At 69.5% G+C, this 16,226-nt stretch carries 21 protein-coding genes; 12 read left to right on the top strand and 9 right to left on the bottom strand.

Annotation, left to right across the window (positions count from 1 at the left end; all coding sequences use genetic code 11):
• Window positions 1–144: 144 nt before the first annotated feature.
• From BKA25_RS20780 to BKA25_RS20770, 3 genes are all read right to left on the bottom strand, one after another.
• Window positions 145–720, bottom strand: coding sequence for a nicotinamidase (locus BKA25_RS20780; RefSeq protein WP_069847343.1), 576 nt, complete (start codon window positions 718–720; stop codon window positions 145–147).
• A gap of 84 nt (window positions 721–804) precedes the next feature.
• Entirely contained in the window at window positions 805–1,848 is a 1,044-nt protein-coding gene (locus tag BKA25_RS20775) for a S66 family peptidase (RefSeq protein ID WP_069847345.1), read from the bottom strand.
• A gap of 59 nt (window positions 1,849–1,907) precedes the next feature.
• Window positions 1,908–2,966, bottom strand: a complete 1,059-nt coding sequence (locus tag BKA25_RS20770; protein ID WP_069847347.1) for a zinc-binding dehydrogenase — start codon at window positions 2,964–2,966, stop codon at window positions 1,908–1,910.
• 99 nt (window positions 2,967–3,065) lie between these two features.
• On the opposite strand from BKA25_RS20770, the gene BKA25_RS20765 reads away from it, so the two are divergent.
• Window positions 3,066–3,662: a TetR/AcrR family transcriptional regulator gene (locus BKA25_RS20765; RefSeq protein WP_069847349.1), complete on the top strand. Its 597-nt coding sequence runs from the start codon at window positions 3,066–3,068 to the stop codon at window positions 3,660–3,662.
• Window positions 3,663–3,680: 18 nt separating this feature from the next.
• Here the strand turns inward: BKA25_RS20765 and BKA25_RS20760 are convergent, their stop codons facing one another.
• Complete coding sequence (locus BKA25_RS20760) at window positions 3,681–4,988, bottom strand: nicotinate phosphoribosyltransferase (RefSeq protein ID WP_069847351.1); 1,308 nt, start codon at window positions 4,986–4,988, stop codon at window positions 3,681–3,683.
• A gap of 103 nt (window positions 4,989–5,091) precedes the next feature.
• Between BKA25_RS20760 and clpS the strand changes: the two genes are divergently transcribed.
• The 6 genes from clpS (at window position 5,092) to BKA25_RS20730 (ending at window position 8,881) form a co-directional block, all read left to right on the top strand.
• Window positions 5,092–5,391, top strand: a complete 300-nt coding sequence (gene clpS / locus BKA25_RS20755; RefSeq protein WP_069847353.1) for an ATP-dependent Clp protease adapter ClpS — start codon at window positions 5,092–5,094, stop codon at window positions 5,389–5,391.
• A complete protein-coding gene (locus BKA25_RS20750; protein WP_069847355.1) occupies window positions 5,388–5,948 on the top strand; it encodes a DUF2017 domain-containing protein in 561 nt (186 codons plus the stop codon). Before clpS ends, BKA25_RS20750 begins: the two co-directional genes overlap by 4 nt.
• 8 nt (window positions 5,949–5,956) lie before the next feature.
• Window positions 5,957–6,982, top strand: a complete 1,026-nt coding sequence (locus BKA25_RS20745; RefSeq protein WP_069847357.1) for a P1 family peptidase — start codon at window positions 5,957–5,959, stop codon at window positions 6,980–6,982.
• Window positions 6,983–7,079: 97 nt separating this feature from the next.
• Entirely contained in the window at window positions 7,080–7,535 is a 456-nt protein-coding gene (locus tag BKA25_RS20740) for a M67 family metallopeptidase (RefSeq protein WP_069853346.1), read from the top strand.
• A 95-nt stretch (window positions 7,536–7,630) separates the two neighbouring features.
• Window positions 7,631–7,909: a MoaD/ThiS family protein gene (locus tag BKA25_RS20735; RefSeq protein ID WP_069847359.1), complete on the top strand. Its 279-nt coding sequence runs from the start codon at window positions 7,631–7,633 to the stop codon at window positions 7,907–7,909.
• A 21-nt stretch (window positions 7,910–7,930) separates the two neighbouring features.
• The gene (locus BKA25_RS20730; RefSeq protein ID WP_069847361.1) at window positions 7,931–8,881 is read left to right on the top strand and encodes a PLP-dependent cysteine synthase family protein; all 951 of its coding nucleotides are present in this window, start codon (window positions 7,931–7,933) and stop codon (window positions 8,879–8,881) included.
• A 64-nt stretch (window positions 8,882–8,945) separates the two neighbouring features.
• Here the strand turns inward: BKA25_RS20730 and BKA25_RS20725 are convergent, their stop codons facing one another.
• Window positions 8,946–9,839 carry an SMP-30/gluconolactonase/LRE family protein gene (locus tag BKA25_RS20725; protein ID WP_069847362.1) on the bottom strand — a complete coding sequence of 298 codons (894 nt, stop codon included), beginning with the start codon at window positions 9,837–9,839 and terminating at the stop codon, window positions 8,946–8,948.
• A 132-nt stretch (window positions 9,840–9,971) separates the two neighbouring features.
• On the opposite strand from BKA25_RS20725, the gene BKA25_RS20720 reads away from it, so the two are divergent.
• Window positions 9,972–10,634, top strand: a complete 663-nt coding sequence (locus BKA25_RS20720) for a rhomboid family intramembrane serine protease (RefSeq protein WP_069847364.1) — start codon at window positions 9,972–9,974, stop codon at window positions 10,632–10,634.
• A 2-nt stretch (window positions 10,635–10,636) separates the two neighbouring features.
• Window positions 10,637–11,422 (top strand): glutamate racemase, encoded by a 786-nt coding sequence (murI, locus tag BKA25_RS20715; RefSeq protein WP_069847366.1) that lies wholly within the window; start codon window positions 10,637–10,639, stop codon window positions 11,420–11,422.
• Between the two features lie 40 nt (window positions 11,423–11,462).
• Here murI and BKA25_RS20710 read toward each other — a convergent pair whose 3' ends face one another.
• Window positions 11,463–11,630 (bottom strand): hypothetical protein, encoded by a 168-nt coding sequence (locus BKA25_RS20710; protein ID WP_157420976.1) that lies wholly within the window; start codon window positions 11,628–11,630, stop codon window positions 11,463–11,465.
• A gap of 236 nt (window positions 11,631–11,866) precedes the next feature.
• Here BKA25_RS20710 and BKA25_RS20705 point away from each other — a divergent pair, with 236 nt between their 5' ends.
• Entirely contained in the window at window positions 11,867–12,637 is a 771-nt protein-coding gene (locus BKA25_RS20705; RefSeq protein WP_069853347.1) for an MBL fold metallo-hydrolase, read from the top strand.
• A 6-nt stretch (window positions 12,638–12,643) separates the two neighbouring features.
• Here the strand turns inward: BKA25_RS20705 and BKA25_RS20700 are convergent, their stop codons facing one another.
• Window positions 12,644–13,606 carry a magnesium transporter CorA family protein gene (locus BKA25_RS20700; RefSeq protein ID WP_157420977.1) on the bottom strand — a complete coding sequence of 321 codons (963 nt, stop codon included), beginning with the start codon at window positions 13,604–13,606 and terminating at the stop codon, window positions 12,644–12,646.
• Window positions 13,607–13,754: 148 nt separating this feature from the next.
• On the opposite strand from BKA25_RS20700, the gene rph reads away from it, so the two are divergent.
• Window positions 13,755–14,510 (top strand): ribonuclease PH, encoded by a 756-nt coding sequence (gene rph, locus BKA25_RS20695; protein ID WP_069847368.1) that lies wholly within the window; start codon window positions 13,755–13,757, stop codon window positions 14,508–14,510.
• Complete coding sequence (gene rdgB, locus BKA25_RS20690; protein WP_069847370.1) at window positions 14,510–15,136, top strand: RdgB/HAM1 family non-canonical purine NTP pyrophosphatase; 627 nt, start codon at window positions 14,510–14,512, stop codon at window positions 15,134–15,136. Before rph ends, rdgB begins: the two co-directional genes overlap by 1 nt.
• A 76-nt stretch (window positions 15,137–15,212) precedes the next feature.
• Here rdgB and bcp read toward each other — a convergent pair whose 3' ends face one another.
• The gene (bcp, locus tag BKA25_RS20685; RefSeq protein ID WP_069847372.1) at window positions 15,213–15,692 is read right to left on the bottom strand and encodes a thioredoxin-dependent thiol peroxidase; all 480 of its coding nucleotides are present in this window, start codon (window positions 15,690–15,692) and stop codon (window positions 15,213–15,215) included.
• An 82-nt stretch (window positions 15,693–15,774) separates the two neighbouring features.
• On the bottom strand, window positions 15,775–15,972 hold the full coding sequence (locus BKA25_RS20680) for a hypothetical protein (protein WP_069847374.1): 198 nt from the start codon (window positions 15,970–15,972) through the stop codon (window positions 15,775–15,777).
• Window positions 15,973–16,226 lie beyond the last annotated feature (254 nt).

Raw genomic sequence — 16,226 nt, 5'->3', positions numbered from 1 at the left:
CGATTCCCGACCCTAGTAGGGCACCCCGGTCTGGCCATACCCCTGTGGCGACGGACACGTCCGGTTCGATCGCGCTTTGAGCTGGGTTTCACCCGGCTGCCGGCCCGATATCGGGGCCCGCAGCGGTTGCCGGACGCGGCCGACTCAGCCCGAGTAGCCGACCGGTGCCCCGACGAGGCCGACTCCGGCGCCCCGAAGCTGCTCGATCGCGGAGCCGATGGTCGTCGGCGAGACACCCGCCGTGAGATCGAGCAGGACCGTCGTGTGCAGCCCCTCGTCGTGCGCGTCCAGCGCGGTGGCCCGAACACAGTGGTCGGTGGCCAGTCCCACCACCTCGACCGCGTCGACGGAGCGTTCCCGCAGCCAGGCGATCAACGTGCGGCCATCGGGGTCGACGCCCTCGAAACCCGAGTAGGCCGCCGCGTGAGCGCCCTTGGAGAACACCGCATCGATGGCGGCGACGTCGAGCTCTGAATGGAAGGACGATCCGGCGGTCCCCGCGACGCAGTGCACCGGCCAGGAGTCGACGAAGTCCGGTTCGTCGGAGAAGTGACCGCCGGGGTCGATGTGGTAATCGCGGGTGGCGACCACGTGGTCGTACCGCGAACCCGCGATGTGTCGGGAGATGGCCCCGGCGACGGAGCTGCCGCCCGCCACCCCGAGCGATCCGCCCTCGCAGAAGTCGTTCTGCACATCAACCACGATCAGAGCTCTGGCCATGCCCCACCCCTCGAATCGGCTCCCGACCAGCGTAGTCGGCCTACCCGGATCATGTTCGTCGAAAGACGGCGGGGCGTCGGCAGTTCAGTAGGTCACGACGATGGAGCGCGCCGGGCCGTCCACCCGCACGGTGCCGCCATAGGGGATGACCACCTGCGGATCGGTATGTCCGAGATCCACATCGAAGACCACCATGGCGTCGGGCGCGTACTCGCCCAGCGCCCGGCGGAACGCGGCCTGCTGTTCGGCGAGGTACTGCGCCCGCTCGTCGGGACTGGTCCGTCGGGTCAACGACCACGCCTTCGCCCGGCCGACCAGTACGGCGGGGAACAGCGCGAGCAAGCCGCGTTCGCCCATGTTGCGCAGGATCCAATAGACTTCCTGGGCGCTGGGCAGCTCCTCGGAGGTCTCCAGGAACAGCACCCCGCCCGCGAGGCGCTGCGGGTCCGGAATCGATTGGTCGGCCATCAGCAACCAGGAGAGGATCTCCAGGTTGCCGCCCCAGGCAGGCCCCGTCACGACCCGGTCGGCGTTGTGCCATTGCCACCCGGAAGCGGGCTGCGAGGGCGGTTCGGTCGTGAAGCTCGCCGGGTCGTCCCACGGCAGGTCGATGTCCCCATAGGAGGTTGCGGGCGCGAGGGCGTGATCGCCCGGTCGGAACAGGGCCGCCTGTAGGGATTCCTCGGTGACCGGGTGCAGGGAACCAGGCCTGCCGAACTGTGTCATCACCGCCCCGCCGTGATAACCGACGATGCCGAGGTTCCACAGCCAGGCCAGCAGACACGTGCAGTCGCTGAAACCGAAGAAGGGCTTCGGATTGGCCAGCACGATCGCGGGGTCCAGGTGTGGCAGCACGGTGATCTGGTCGTCGCCGCCGATCGTGGCGATGATCGCCGTGATGCTCGGGTCCGCGAAGGCTGCGGTGAGATCCGCCGCGCGTTCGGCGGGCGTCGCCGCCAACCTGCGGGTGGTGCGGTACTCGACCGGGACCAGGCCGAACTGTTCACGCAGCCTGCGTAGCCCGGTCTCGTACGGCAACGGGAGGATTTCGGGCAGCCCGCCCGAGGGCGACACCACGGCGACTCGATCACCCGGACGTGGCTTCGGTGGGTAGCGAAACGACGACATTTCGTGATCGTAAGCGGCCGAATTCCTCTCCTGCGGCGATTTCGTCCCATGCGTCCGTGTCAGTTCTCCTGCGGGAGCACGACGAGCTTGCCGAAATGCGTCTTGGCGACGAAGTCCTCCTGGGCGCGGCGCAGTTCCCGAAGCGGGTAGGTCCCGGCGACCAGCGGCCGAAGTTCGCCCCTGGCGATGTGGTCGAGCAGGGTGCGGAATTGGGCGTGGGTGCCGAAGGAGGAACCGATGATCTGCAGCTGCCGCAGGTAGACGGTGCGGAGGTCGGTCTCGACCAGTGGGCCTGCGATGGCGCCCGCGACGACGTAGCGGCCCAGTGGGCGCAGGCTGCGCAGCAGCGCGGAGAACGCCGCGCCGCCGACGACGTCGACCACCACGTCCACCTGTCCGCCCGCGCCGGTCACGTCGAGGGCGGACAGCTCCTCGTCGAGATCGGCGCGGCCTCGGACGATCACCGCGTCGGCGCCGAGGTCGAGCGCCTGCTGCTTCTTGCCTGCGCCGACCACGGCGACCACCCGGCCGCCCCTGGCCTTGACGAGCTGGATCGCCGCTGCACCGACGCCCCCGGATGCGCCGGTGATCAGCACGGTGTCGGCGTCGGTCACCGCCGCCCGATCGATCATCCGCAGCGCGGTGACGGACGAGGTCGGGAAGGAGGCCAACTCGACATCGCTCAGTGGGCTGTCCACCGGAAGGGCGTTGCTCGCGGGCACGGTGACCAGCTCGGCGAAGCCGCCGTCGCGCTCGGAACCGAGATAGTCGGTGGTCACCAGGGCCGACTCGTCGCCCTCGTAGAGCATCGGGTCGATCAGGACCCGTTCGCCGACCCGGGCGGTGTCGACTCCGGGGCCGACCTGGTCGATGCGGCCCGCGATGTCGGCGCCCTGAATGCGGGGGAAGACCAGTGGCTCCCGGCGCCAGCCCGTCGTGGCGGTGGGATCGCCTGCCGTGCCGTAGGCGCCCTCGCGGGTCCAGATGTCGGTGTTGTTGATCGCGGCGGCGCCGACCCGGACCCGGACCTCGCCGGGACCCGGCATGGGGTCGGGGACGTCCTCGCGGTAGACCAGTCGGTCCGGTCCGCCGAAGCCGGTGAGCTGCACAGCACGCATGGAAAGAGCCTCCCTGAGTTAGGTATACCGATCGGTATGGATGCCAGGGCGGCATGGCGAGGACCGGACTGTCAACCCACCGGTCGGTATACTTCGGGAATGGCGCAGGGAACGAGTAAGGGACAACGGCTGACACCGGCCGGTCGGCGCGTGCTCGACGCGGCCTCGGACCTCTTCTATCGAGAGGGCATCCATGCCGTCGGCGTCGACGCGCTGGCCGCCGCCGCCGGAGTCACCAAGAAGACGCTGTACGCCTGCTTCGGCTCCAAGGACGCCCTGGTGGCCAGCTACCTGCGCGAACGGGACCAGCGCTGGCGTGCCTTCCTCACCGAGGGGCTCGCCGAGCACGCCGACTCGCCGCGCACCGCCCTGGCTGCCAGCTTCGACGTGCTCCAGGAATGGATGGACCGGGAGGACCCGCGCGGCTGCGGCTTCGTCAACGCCCTCGCCGAACTGCCCTCGCCACAGCACCCCGGCCACGCCGCGGTGCTCGAACAGAAGCGCTGGCTGCTGGGGTTTCTGACCGATCTCGCGACGGCGGCCGGGCTAACCGAGCCCGCTGCGCTCGCCGAGACACTCCTACTGCTGCACGAGGGTGCGGTGGTCACCAGGACCACCGGCAGCGTTCCCGATGCGACGCGCCGGGCCCGTTCGGTGGCCGAGACCCTGGTGGCCTCGGCGGCAGGCGCCGAGTAGTTCACCAGGGTTCAGCGACTAGGGCAGGAAGGTCGTCGGCAGGGCGGGCTCGCCCCGCGACAGCGTCAGGCCCTCCCACGGCACGCTCACCAGTGCCTGCCGCAACCGCTCCCGGCCCTGCTGGAGGTCGGGCACCCCCGGCGCCTTGGCGCCGTCCCGCCAGAGCGGAATGTGCAACTTCTGATCGTGCGGACCGAGTTCGGGCTCCGGATGGCCCTCGCCGACCCGGTAGACGACCTCCTCCACGGCGGTCCCGGTCTCCCGATGCCTGCGCAACGCGGCCTTGCGGCCACCTCGCGAGGTCTTGTGCTGGCTGCGCTTGGCCACCGGCTTCCCGTCGACCTCGACGAGCTTGTAGACCATTCCCGCCGCCGGGGCGCCGGAACCGGTGACCACCGAGGTGCCCACGCCGTAGCCGTCCACCGGGTCGGCCCGCAGCGTCGCGATGGCGTATTCGTCGAGGTCGCCGGAGACCAGGATCCGGGTGCCGGTCGCGCCCAGGGAGTCCAGCTGTTCGCGGGCCTGCCTGGCCAGCACGCCGACGTCGCCGGAGTCGATGCGGATGGCGCCCAGCTGCGGCCCGGCCACCCGGACCGCCGTCGCGATGCCCTCGGTGATGTCGTAGGTGTCCACCAGCAGGGTGGTGCCGACGCCAAGCACCTCCACCTGGGTGCGGAACGCCGTCTCCTCGGTGTCGTGCAGCAGGGTGAAGGCATGTGCCGAGGTGCCTGCGGTGGGAATCCCGTAACGCCTGCCCGCCTCCAGGTTCGACGTCGCCGAGAAGCCGGCCAGATAGGCGGCGCGGGCGGCGGCCACCGCCGCCTCCTCGTGGGTCCGGCGGGAACCCATCTCGATCAGCCTGCGCCCGTTGGCCGCGCTGGCCATCCTGGCCGCGGCCGAGGCCACCGCGCAGTCGTGGTTGAGCACCGACAGGACGAGCGTCTCCAGGAGAACCGCGTCGGCGAAGGTCGAGGTGACCGAGAGTATCGGTGAACCGGGGAAGTACAACTCGCCCTCGGGATAACCGTCGATCTCGCCCTGAAAGCGATAGTCGGCGAGGAAAGAAAGGGTGTCGGAGTCGACGAGTCCGTTCTCCTCCAGCGCGTCGAGTTCCGCTTTGCCGAACCGGAAGTCGGCCAGTGCGTCCAACATCCGACCGATACCCGCGACGACGCCATAGCGACGTCCGCCCGGCAGATTCCGCGCGAAAACCTCGAAGGAACACCTGCGAGCAGCAGTGCCATCACGCAGCGCACTCGCCAGCATGGTCAGTTCATAACGGTCCGTGAGCAGGCCGGTGCTCCGATTCCCCACCCCAGTGTTCATTGGCCAGAGCCTACGTTGCCTGCGCATTACACGATGGATGTGTTGGCCTCTGCGGGCATAGGTATGCGCGCGATCCCATTCTCCGGCGTGTCACCATAGGGGTATGAGCACGCCCGTCGAACTGGAACAGACCCAGGTCGACCCGAGCGCCGAGTCGCTCGGCGCGGAGGACAAGCCCTGGATGACGATCGTCTGGAACGATCCGGTCAATCTCATGTCGTATGTGACCTACGTCTTTCAGAAGCTTTTCGGTTACAACCGCGACAAGGCCACCAAGCTGATGCTCGACGTCCATCAGAAGGGTCGAGCGGTGGTCTCCTCCGGGTCTAAAGAGAAGGTCGAGGGTGACGTGGCGAAACTGCACGCCGCAGGCCTCTGGGCCACGATGCAGCGCGACTCGTGAACGGTTGGTGGCGTCGAGGAGACGCGATCGTCGCCGAGTTCTCCCAGCAGGAGGCGGCCATCCTGCGCGGCTTGGTCGGACAGCTGCGCGAGATGCTGACGGCGCGGGCGGACGAGGCCCCGCAGGACGAGCTGGCCGAACTCACCGGCATCCGCACCGGGCACACCACCGCCCCCGACGAGCGGGTACTGCGCAGACTGCTGCCCGACTTCCACCGCCCGCCGGAGGGTGAGGAGCTCTCGGCGGCCGATGCGGACTCCGCCGCCGCGCTGCGCTCGCTGCACGAGCCCGAGGTGGTCGACCTCAAGACCGGGGTGGCGGGCGTGGTCCTGGCGACCTGCCCACCCGACGGCGGGAAGATCCGGCTGAACGACGAACAGGCGTCGGCCTGGCTGGCCGCGTTGAACGACGTGCGCCTCGCCCTGGGCACGGTGCTCGAGGTCACCGACGACATGCCGGAGGAACTGCCGGAGGACGACCCGAGGCAGCCGCACCTGAGCGTGTACCACTGGCTGACGGTCGTGCAGGACACCCTCGTCCACGGCCTGACCATCTGAGCAGGCCCATGGCAGCCGACCGGCCCACCGGAGCGCAGGACGCGATCACCGACGTCGAGGGGTTGCTGGTCGGCCAGTACGGCCGGGACACCGAGGGTTGGGCCACCGGCTGCTCGGTGGTGCTGGCTGTTGACGGCGCAGTCGGCGGCGTCGACGTCCGAGGCGGCGGCCCCGGCACCAGGGAGACCGACCTGCTCGCGCCGGGCGCGATGGTCCCCCAGGTGCAGGGCATCTGCCTGTCCGGTGGCAGCGCCTTCGGGCTGGCCGCCGCCGATGGCGTGATGCGGTGGTTGGCCGAGCGCGGGCACGGCTTCCCGGTGTCCGCAGAGCCGGGGCGGGTGGTGCCCATCGTGCCCTCGGCGGTGCTCTTCGACCTCGACATCGGCGACTGGGATTCCCGGCCGGACGCCGAATTCGGTTATCGCGCCTGCGAACTCGCCGCCGCCGACCGCCCGCTGGAGGGATCGGTGGGTTCCGGGACCGGCGCGCGGGCAGGCAGGCTCAAGGGCGGCGTCGGCACGGCCAGCACGGTGTTGCCCGACGGCACGACGCTCGGCGCTCTCGTGGCCGTCAACCCGGTGGGCGAGGTCATCGATCCCGCCACCGGCCTGCCCTGGGCGGGCCCGGCCGAGCTGGCCGCTCTCGGCCTTCAGTCGCCCAGCCCGCAGGACGTGGCGTCGGCTCCGGAAGCGACCGAGCGGGGCATCGGCCCGCTGAACACCGTCATCGGGGTGGTCGCCACCGACGCGGATCTGACCAAGACGGAGGCCAATCGACTGGCCGCCGTGGCGCACGACGGCATCGCCAGGGCGGTGCGTCCCGCACACTCGATGTTCGACGGCGACACGATATTCGGCCTGGCCACCGGGCGGCGGTCCCTCGCCGAGCCCGCCCGGCGGATGGTGGCGCTCGATGGCCTGGTCCAGGCAGGCGCCGAGGTGTTCGCCAGGGCGGTGGTTCGTGGAGTGCTGGCCGCGACGAGCCTCGCCGGTGTCCGCAGCTACCGAGACCGGTACCCGTCCGCGCTGCGGTGACGTGACGTGACCACCAGTTGGGACGGCCACGGCTCTTCGGTCGACGTCACAACGCGCAGCCCTGGACGTGCTGGACGTGACACGTAGGATTGGCCGCGTGCTGGTGATCCGACGCGACCTGGTGGACGCGGTGGTCGCACATGCTCGACGGGATCACCCCGACGAGGCATGTGGCGTCATCGCGGGCCCCGAGCACTCGGACCGGCCGGAACGTCTCATCGAGATGACCAACATCGAGCGGTCGCCCACCTTCTACCGATTCGACTCCAAGGAACAGCTGCGGGTCTGGCGGGAGATGGACGAGGCCGACGAGGCTCCCGTTGTCGTGTATCACTCCCACACGGCCACCGAGGCGTATCCGTCGCGTACCGACGTGTCCTATGCGGGCGAGCCCAATGCCCATTACGTACTGGTGTCGACCCGGCATCCCGAGGAGCACGAGTTCCGCTCCTTCCGGATCGTCGATGGTCAGATCACCGAAGAACCGGTCGAGGTAGTCGAGTCCTACATGTTCTCGCACACCGGCGCCGACGACGTTCCCGACTGTCGCTGATCTTCTTGCGCGGCCGCCTCTCCCGGTAGGCAGGCCCCTCGGATCTCGAGCTGGAACCCTTCTTCCGCATCGATAGCAACGACAGGAGTCCCACCATGGCAGTAACCGTGTCCATCCCGACCATCCTGCGCACCCACACCTCGGGCGAGAAGTCGGTCCCCGCCTCGGGCAGCACCCTGCAGGAGGTCATCGACGACCTGGACGGTCGCTACTCGGGCCTCAAGGGCCGCCTGGTCAAGGACGGTGTGTTGCACCGCTTCATCAACGTCTACGTCAACGACGAGGACGTCCGGTTCTCCGGTGGGCTCGGTGCGGCCCTCAAGGACGGCGACAACGTCACGATCCTGCCCGCGGTCGCGGGTGGAATGCGCTGATCGACCAACGAGGGCGGACTGATGGCTCGCTACGACTCCCTGCTCGATGCACTCGGCGACACCCCGCTGGTCGGATTGCCGAACCTGTCACCGGCGCCATCGGTCCGCCTCTGGGCGAAGTTGGAAGACCGTAATCCGACCGGCTCGATCAAGGATCGCCCCGCGCTGGCGATGATCGAGGCGGCGGAACGCGACGGCAGGCTTCGCCCCGGCGACACCGTGTTGGAACCCACCTCCGGCAACACCGGTATCGCGCTGGCGATGGCGGCGAGCCTCAAGGGCTACCGGTTGATCTGCGTGCTGCCGGAGAACACCTCGGTGGAACGCAGGCAGCTGTTGAAGGCCTACGGCGCGGAGATCATCTTCTCGGCCGCTGCCGGCGGGTCCAACCAGGCGGTGGCCACCGCGAGGAAGCTGGCCGAGGAGCACCCGGACTGGGTGATGCTCTACCAGTACGGCAACCCGGCCAACGTCGACGCGCACTACCGGGGGACCGGACCGGAGATCCTGCGGGACCTGCCGGAGGTGACGCACTTCGTGGCGGGCCTGGGAACCACCGGCACCCTCGTCGGAGTCGGTCGGTACCTGCGGGAGCACAAGCCCGACATCCAGGTCATCGCCGCCGAGCCGCGCTACGGCGAGCTGGTCTACGGACTGCGCAATCTCGACGAGGGCTTCGTGCCCGAGCTGTACGACCCCGACGTCCTGACCGGCCGCTACTCCGTCGGCTCCTTCGACGCGCTGCGTCGGACCAGGGAACTGCTCTCCGCCGAGGGCATCTTCGCGGGGATCTCCACGGGCGCGGTCCTGCACGCGGCACTCGGTGTGGCGGAGAAGGCCGCCGGGGCCGGGCACAGTGCCGACGTGGTGTTCGTGGTGGCCGACGCGGGCTGGAAGTACCTCTCGACCGGCGTGTACTCCGGCGAGATCGAGGACGCCGCCGAGCGGCTCGACACGCAGCTCTGGGCCTGACGGGCCCGACACCGTCTCGCTCAGCCGAGGACCCCCATTGTCGCTCGGCTGAGGAAACCGGTCGTCAGCCGAGGAACAGGGTGTCCGGCAGTCCGGTGCCCACGTCGGGGATCACCAGCAGCGAGCCGTCCTGTGCTAACGCCGACCCGGCGTCGCCGCCGGTCCGTGCGGTGGTGATGTAGAGGTCGGTGAAGCCGAAGCCGCCGAAGCACGCCCCGGTGGGCTGGGCGGCGGGCAGCGCGAATCGCTGATCCAACACGCCCTCGGGGGTGTAGCGGTGGATCGCCGCGCCGCCCCGGATCGCCACCCAGAGACAGCCGTCCGCATCGGTGCACAGCCCGCTGGGCTCGCCTGCGACGTCGGTCACCTCGCACAGGGTGCGGCGACCGGTGAAGGAACCGCTGTCCCGCTCGACATCGACGACATCGATCCGTCCGGTGCCCCGCTCGATGAGATACATCGAGCGCTGATCGGGGCTCCATGCCATCCCGGTGATCTCCGCCGCCTGGCGCACCGGGGTCGTCACCGCCCCGTCCTGTTCCACCGAGGCCAGCCAACCCCGACCGGACACCCCGGTCGCGTCGTCCGATGGTGGGGTGTCGGTGTTCATATGACTACCTGCCCACAACCGGCCCGCCGGATCCACCGCGGCGGTGCCCGGCTCGGCATCGGGACGACCCCAGAAGACCAGCCACCGCCGGGTGTCATCGGAGTCGATCAGCGCGATGCCCTCGCGCAGGTTGGCCACCAGCCCCCCGCGAACCCGGGGGCGGGCCGCGCCGACCCGCTGTGGGAGATCCATCGTGGCGTCGTCCCCGGTGATCGGCTGATACCGGTGCACGCGGGCATTCGGAGTATCGACCCAGAGCAGCGATTCGGCCGTGATATCCCAGGTCGGACAGGCGCCCACGTCGGCGGCCTCGGCTACGGCCACCTCGCAGTTCGTCTCTGTGTGCACTCTCAATCGATACCAGCACTGCCTCTCGCTGTTGACGACGGGGGAGCCAATAGCGATCTACGGCCCATGATCGGGGTTGTTATCCGGGCGGACCCCGATGCGCGTTCATCGATCGTGCGTAGGCTCGGTCAGGTGGATCCCGTTGCTCATGTCAAGCCGTCGCGCCCGCCTGCCAAGCGGGTCCTGCCGCCGCAGCCGAAGCAGGCTGCGATCGTCATGGCGAGTTTCACCGCGCTGCTGTGGGTAGTGCATGTGGTCAACATCCTGATGACCACCCCGCTCTCGCCCGCCGGACTCAATGTCCACGGCATCCGGCCTTGGGACCCATCGGGTCTGATGGGCGTGTTGTGGGCGCCGTTGCTCCACGGCAGCTGGTCCCACATCATGGGTAATTCCTTGGTGTTCCTGTTGTTCGGATTTCTGGCCATGTCGGGTGGCCTCGGCCAATGGTTCGCCGTGACCTCGGTCATCTGGCTGGTGGCGGGGCTGGGTGTGTGGGTCACCGGCGGGCCCGGGTCCGTGCACATCGGTGCCTCCAGCGTGGTGTTCGGTTGGTTGGCCTTCCTGTTGATCCGAGGGGTGTTCAGCCGCAGCCTGCCGCAGATCGGGGTGTCGCTGGTCCTGGGCTTCTTCTACGGCGGAATCCTCTGGGGCGTGCTGCCCGGCCAGCCCGGTATCTCCTGGCAGGGCCACCTCTTCGGTGCGATCGGTGGCCTGTTGGCGGCCTGGCTGGTGGCGAAGTCCATCACCCGACCACAGCCCAGCAGCCCGTCGTTGACCCCCGGTTTGAGCTGACCATGCCGGACCGCGACGCACCCATCGGCGTCTTCGACTCGGGCGTGGGCGGCCTCACCGTCGCCCGCGCCATCGCCGACCAGCTGCCCGGCGAGCGGCTGCGTTATGTCGGGGACACCGCGAACAGCCCGTACGGGCCGTTGCGGATCGACGAGGTGCGCGAGCACGCCCTGGCCGTCGCGGACCGTCTGGTCGACGACGGGGTGAAGATCCTGGTCATCGCCTGCAACACCGCCTCGGCGGCCTGCCTGCGCGATGCCAGGGAGCGGTATCCCGTCCCGGTGGTCGAGGTGGTGCTGCCCGCCGTGCGCCGTGCGGTCGCCACCACCAGGACCGGACGGATCGGCGTGATCGGCACGGCGGCCACCATCCGATCCGGCGCCTACCCCGATGCCTTCGCCGCCGCCCGCGACGTCACGGTGCACGGGGTGGCCTGCCCGCGATTCGTCGACTTCGTCGAACGCGGCATCACCTCGGGCAGGCAGGTGCTCGGACTGGCCCAGGGCTACCTCGAACCGCTGCAGGCGGCCGACGTCGACACCGTGGTGCTCGGCTGCACGCACTACCCGCTGCTGACCGGCGTCATCCAGATCGCGATGGGACCGCACGTCACACTGGTCTCCAGCGCGGAGGAGACCGCCAAGGACGTGGTGCGGGTCCTCACCGAGCAGGACCTCTTCCGGGAGGCCGCTCCCGACGAACCCCCGGACCGCGAGTTCGCCGCGACCGGCGACCCGGCCTCGTTTCAGCGGTTGGCCCAGCGGTTCCTCGGCTCGCATTTCGCGTGAGCGCCTTGGCCGCCCATCCGAGGTGCGCCCGGGACGCGGCCTACGAGCCCCAGCCTCGGCGGTTGCCGATCTTCTCGACGAAGTAGACGCTGGGAATGACGATGACCGCCGCCAGTACCCAGCCCCACCACGGCGGCCGGGCCAACCCCAGGAAGAGCCCGGCGCTACCGGAGATCAGTACCGAGAGCACATGATGCGGACGAAACATGGCGCGACCCCCGTCGGCTGGCTGTGCGCGGTGCTTCGCGCAGCGGTCCTTCCCTACCGACTAGATCGTTGTCGGCCTGCGTTGACAATCCTGCTGCCGGCCTAGCGTGCTGCCTGCGGATGCCATCGCCCGCAGCTCCGGTTTTCCGGGATTCGGCTGGTGAAGCCACCCGGACGCCATGGTTCACCACCCGTTTCACCCTGGCGTCCCGCTGGCATGCCAGGCAGGCTGAACCGGTGTTGTTGACCATTCTCGGCTGCTCCGGCAGCGCACCCGGACCAGGCGCCGCCGCCTCCGGCTACCTGATCGAGGCGGCGGGGGCGAGCATCGTCGTCGATCTCGGCAACGGAACCCTCGCCGCGCTACAGGGCCATCGGGATCCGTTTACGCTCGATGCCCTACTGCTCTCGCACCTGCACCCCGATCACTGCGCCGATGTCAGTGCGTTGACGGTGTTGCGTCGTTACCACCCCCGGCCGCCCTACGACACGCGAGCGCGGCGGCTACCGGTGCACGCGCCGCAGGAGGCGGCCGACCGGCTCGGGGCGGCCTATGCGCCCTCGGCCGCCGAACGCGCGGAGACCGACCTCTCCGATGTGCTGGATTTCCAGCCCCTGCGGCCGGGACCGCGTCGAATCGGTCCCTTCGAGGTCACCGTGTTCCCGGTGACCCATCCCTGCGAGGCCTACGGCTTCCGCATCCGATACGAGGACCGGGTGCTGGCCTATACCGGCGACACCGGCCCGTGCCCGGAACTCGACGAGCTGGCGGCCGGGGCCGATCTGCTGCTCGCGGAGGCCACCTGGCCGGATCACCCGAACCCGACCCCCGACCTGCATCTCTCCGGGAAACAGGCGGGTGAGCTGGCCAAGTCGGCCGGTGCCCAGCGGTTGTTGGTCACCCATGTCGCGAGCTGGTTCGACGTCGACGAGGTGGTGGGCGAGGCAGCCGAGGCCTTCGCCGGTCCGACGCTGCGGGCCGTCGCGGGGCACCGCCATGAGGTCTGAGGTCGCTCAGAGCCAGCCGCGACGGCGGAACAGCAGGAACAGGCCGACCGACGTGCCCACCAGCGCGATGTAGGAGGCGATCAGGCCGGCCTGGGTGTCGTAGCCGGGGTAGGGGAGGTTCTGCCCGAAATAGCCGGTGATCGCGGTGGGGACGGCGATGATCGCCGCCCAACTCGTGACCTTCTTCATCACCACGTTGAGCCGGTTGCCCTGTAGCGCCAGCTGCGTCTCGCGCACGCCAGAGGCCAGTTCACGCATGCCCTCGACCCATTCGGTCACCCGCAGGACGTGGTCGTAGACATCCTGGAAATAGGGCATCTCCCGTTCGGTGATCACGCCGATGTCGCGGTGCATGAGCCCCAGCATCACCTCGCGCATCGGTGCGGCCACCCGGTTCAACCGCAGCAGGTTCTTGCGCAGTCGCAGCGATCGGCGTTGCACGGCGTGTAGTTGGGCGGGCTCGGCGAACAGCAGGTCCTCGAGTTCCTCCAGTTCGTCCTCGAGGTCCTGCGCGGCGTCGAAATGGGTGTCCACGATGGCGTCCAGCAGCGCATACAGCAGATAGGACAGACCTCGGTCGGAGTCCACGGCCTGCCAACGTCTGGCCACGGTCGTCGGGTCCAGGCCGAGGTCCTTGTGCACGGTCACCACCGCATGCGGCGTCACGAAGATCGACAGCTCGGTGAGCAGCAGGTCGAACTGCTCGTCGAGCACCACCCGATGCACGGTGAGGAACAGATGCGTCTCGTAGCGGTCCAGCTTCGGCCGCTGTCGCTCCGGCCCGGCGTCCTCGATCGCGAGTTCGTGCAGCCCCAGTGCCTGGCCGATGCGGTCGATCAGCTGGGCGTCGGGGGCGGGCAGGTCCAGCCAGTTCCGGGTGTTCGAGTCGGCGAGCCGGGCGACGAGGTCACTCGCGGAGAGCTGTTCGGTCACCCGCGCGCCGTCCTGGAACAGGGTGAACTCCGCCATGCTCACGGAGGCTAGTTCCCCGCTCGCATCCCGGCCGGTCCATCGGTTGCCGAACGGGTGACGGGTAGCAGCCCGAGCCGCTGGAACGGGGCTTTCCCGCTTCGACGCGCCGCACCGGCCGAGCGCCGTCGATGGGTAGGGTGACCGCGTGGTACGTGCAGACGGTCGTGAGAACAACGCCCTCAGAGATGTCCGATTCACCCGAGGCTTCCAGGAGTGGCCAGCCGGATCGGTGTTGGTCGAGTTCGGCCGCACCAAGGTCCTGTGCGCGGCCAGCGTCCAGGCCGGTGTGCCCAGGTGGCGAGCGGGCTCCGGGCTCGGCTGGGTGACGGCCGAGTACGCCATGCTCCCGTCGGCCACCCACACCCGGTCGGGTCGCGAGTCGGTGAAGGGCCGGGTCGGCGGTCGGACCCACGAGATCAGCAGGTTGATCGGCCGTTCGCTGCGGGCCTGCGTCGATCTCTCCGCGCTCGGCGAGAACACCATCGCCCTGGACTGCGACGTCATCCAGGCCGACGGCGGCACCAGGACCGCCGCGATCAGCGGCGCCTACATCGCACTGGCCGACGCGGTGACCTGGCTGGGCGCGGGCGGACTGCTCGCCGACCCGAAGCCGTTGTCCTGCGCGGTGGCCGCGATCAGCGTCGGCGTGGTCGACGGGCAGGTGCGCCTCGACCTGCCCTACGAGGAGGACTCCCGCGCCGAGGTCGACATGAACGTGGTCGCCACCGACGCGGGCACCCTGATCGAGGTGCAGGGCACCGGCGAGGGCGGCACCTTCGCCCGCAGCACGCTCGACGCGATGCTCGACGTGGCCCTCGAAGGGTGCAGCACCCTGAACAAGCTGCAGGCCGAGGCGCTCGCCGCGCCCTACCCGGGCGAACTCCCGCCGAAGGTGAAGTGATGGCGGCCCAGACGGTGCGGCTGCTCGTCGCCTCTCGCAACGAGAAGAAGCTGGCCGAGCTGCGGCGCATCCTGGCGGCCGAGGGCGTGGCGGGCATCGAGGTCGTCGGCCTCGGCGACGTCCCCGAGTACCCCGAGGTGCCCGAGACCGGCGCGACCTTCGAGGAGAACGCGCTGATCAAAGCGCGGGCGGGCGCGCAGGCCAGCGGTCTGCCCACCGTGGCCGACGACTCCGGGCTGGCGGTGGAGGCTCTGAACGGGATGCCGGGTGTGCTCTCCGCCCGGTGGAGCGGCGGCCACGGCGACGATCAGGCCAACCTCGACCTCGTCCTCGCCCAGCTCGCCGACCTGCCCTCGGAACGGCGAGGGGCCGCCTTCGTCGCCGTGGCGGCGCTGGCGCTGCCCGGTGACGGCCCCGACTCGGAGTACGTCGTGCGCGGCGAGTGGCCGGGTCGCATCGCCAGGGCGCCCCGGGGCGAGAACGGCTTCGGCTACGACCCGATCTTCCTTCCTGCAGGCGAGTCCCGGACCTCCGCCGAGCTGAGCCCGCAGGAGAAGGACGCCGCCTCGCACCGGGGCCGGGCGCTGCGGGCGCTGCTGCCCCGGCTGCGGACGCTGGTCGGCTGAGTACCGGACCGTTCCCGGTGTCGAGGCCCGATCCGGGCGCGACACCGGGGCGGCTCGACGGCGACCGGGCCTCCGGTCAGTCGGCCAACTTCAGGTCGCGGCGCAGCTTGGCGACGTGACCGGTGGCCTTGACGTTGTACATCGCCTTGGCGATCCGGCCTTCCTTGTCGACGACGAAGGTGGAGCGGATCACGCCGGTGACCGTCTTGCCGTACAGCTTCTTCTCACCGAAGGCACCCCAGCGGGTGAGCACGGTCTTGTCCGGGTCGGCCAGCAGCGGGAAGGTCAGGCCGTGTTCCTCGCGGAACGACGTCAGCTTGGCGACGGGGTCGGGGGAGATGCCCAGGACCGTCAGGCCCGCGTCGTTCAGGTCGGCGAGGTTGTCGCGGAAGTCGCAGGCCTGCTTGGTGCAACCGGGGGTGTTGGCCGCCGGGTAGAAGTAGACGATCACCGTCGAGCCGAGGTGATCCCGTAGCGAGACCTCGTTGCCCTCGGAATCGGTGAGGGTGAAATCCGGTGCCGCGTCGCCCTCGGCCAGCCGTGTCTGTTCGCTCATGGCCGCCGACGGTAGCCCGTCGGATGGTCGCCGGGCGGTGCGGCCCGTCGGTCGAGAGCACGGGGTACGTGGGGATCGAGAGTCAGCCTGCGCGGACTGGGGCCTCGTGGTGTGGGGGTCCGACGGACTCCGTGGCCGACCAACCGGGGATCGAGTCGAGTGACCGATTGGTGGTCTGGACGTCCGCGTGCAGCGTGGACAGCACCGCCCCCAGGAGGATCCCCACGATGGCGGACGCGATCATGGCGACCGCGCTGATCACGAAGAAACGAAGTCCCATCTCTCTACTTCCTCAGCTCGGCGAGATTTCCCCCACTTCAAGGCGCATCGGAAGCCTCATCGTTCCCCCATTCGGCGGACCCAGCGAGCGCAGCGCGATGGATTAACCCCGATGGGTGACCAGCGAAGCTCCCCGTTCGGCGAGCATGTCGGTCAGACACCACCGTTGGTAACGGATTGATATAGCCGATTCGGAAACCGGTTTCCGCCTCGGGAGCGGTCGGGATCGACGCCACGCGACACCCCGCGTCCGGC

Source organism: Actinoalloteichus hymeniacidonis (assembly GCF_014203365.1).
Classification (GTDB): Bacteria; Actinomycetota; Actinomycetes; order Mycobacteriales; family Pseudonocardiaceae; genus Actinoalloteichus_A; species Actinoalloteichus_A hymeniacidonis.
The sequence above is the reverse complement of the archived record's forward strand: the minus strand, read 5'-3'. Positions and strand labels throughout refer to the sequence as shown.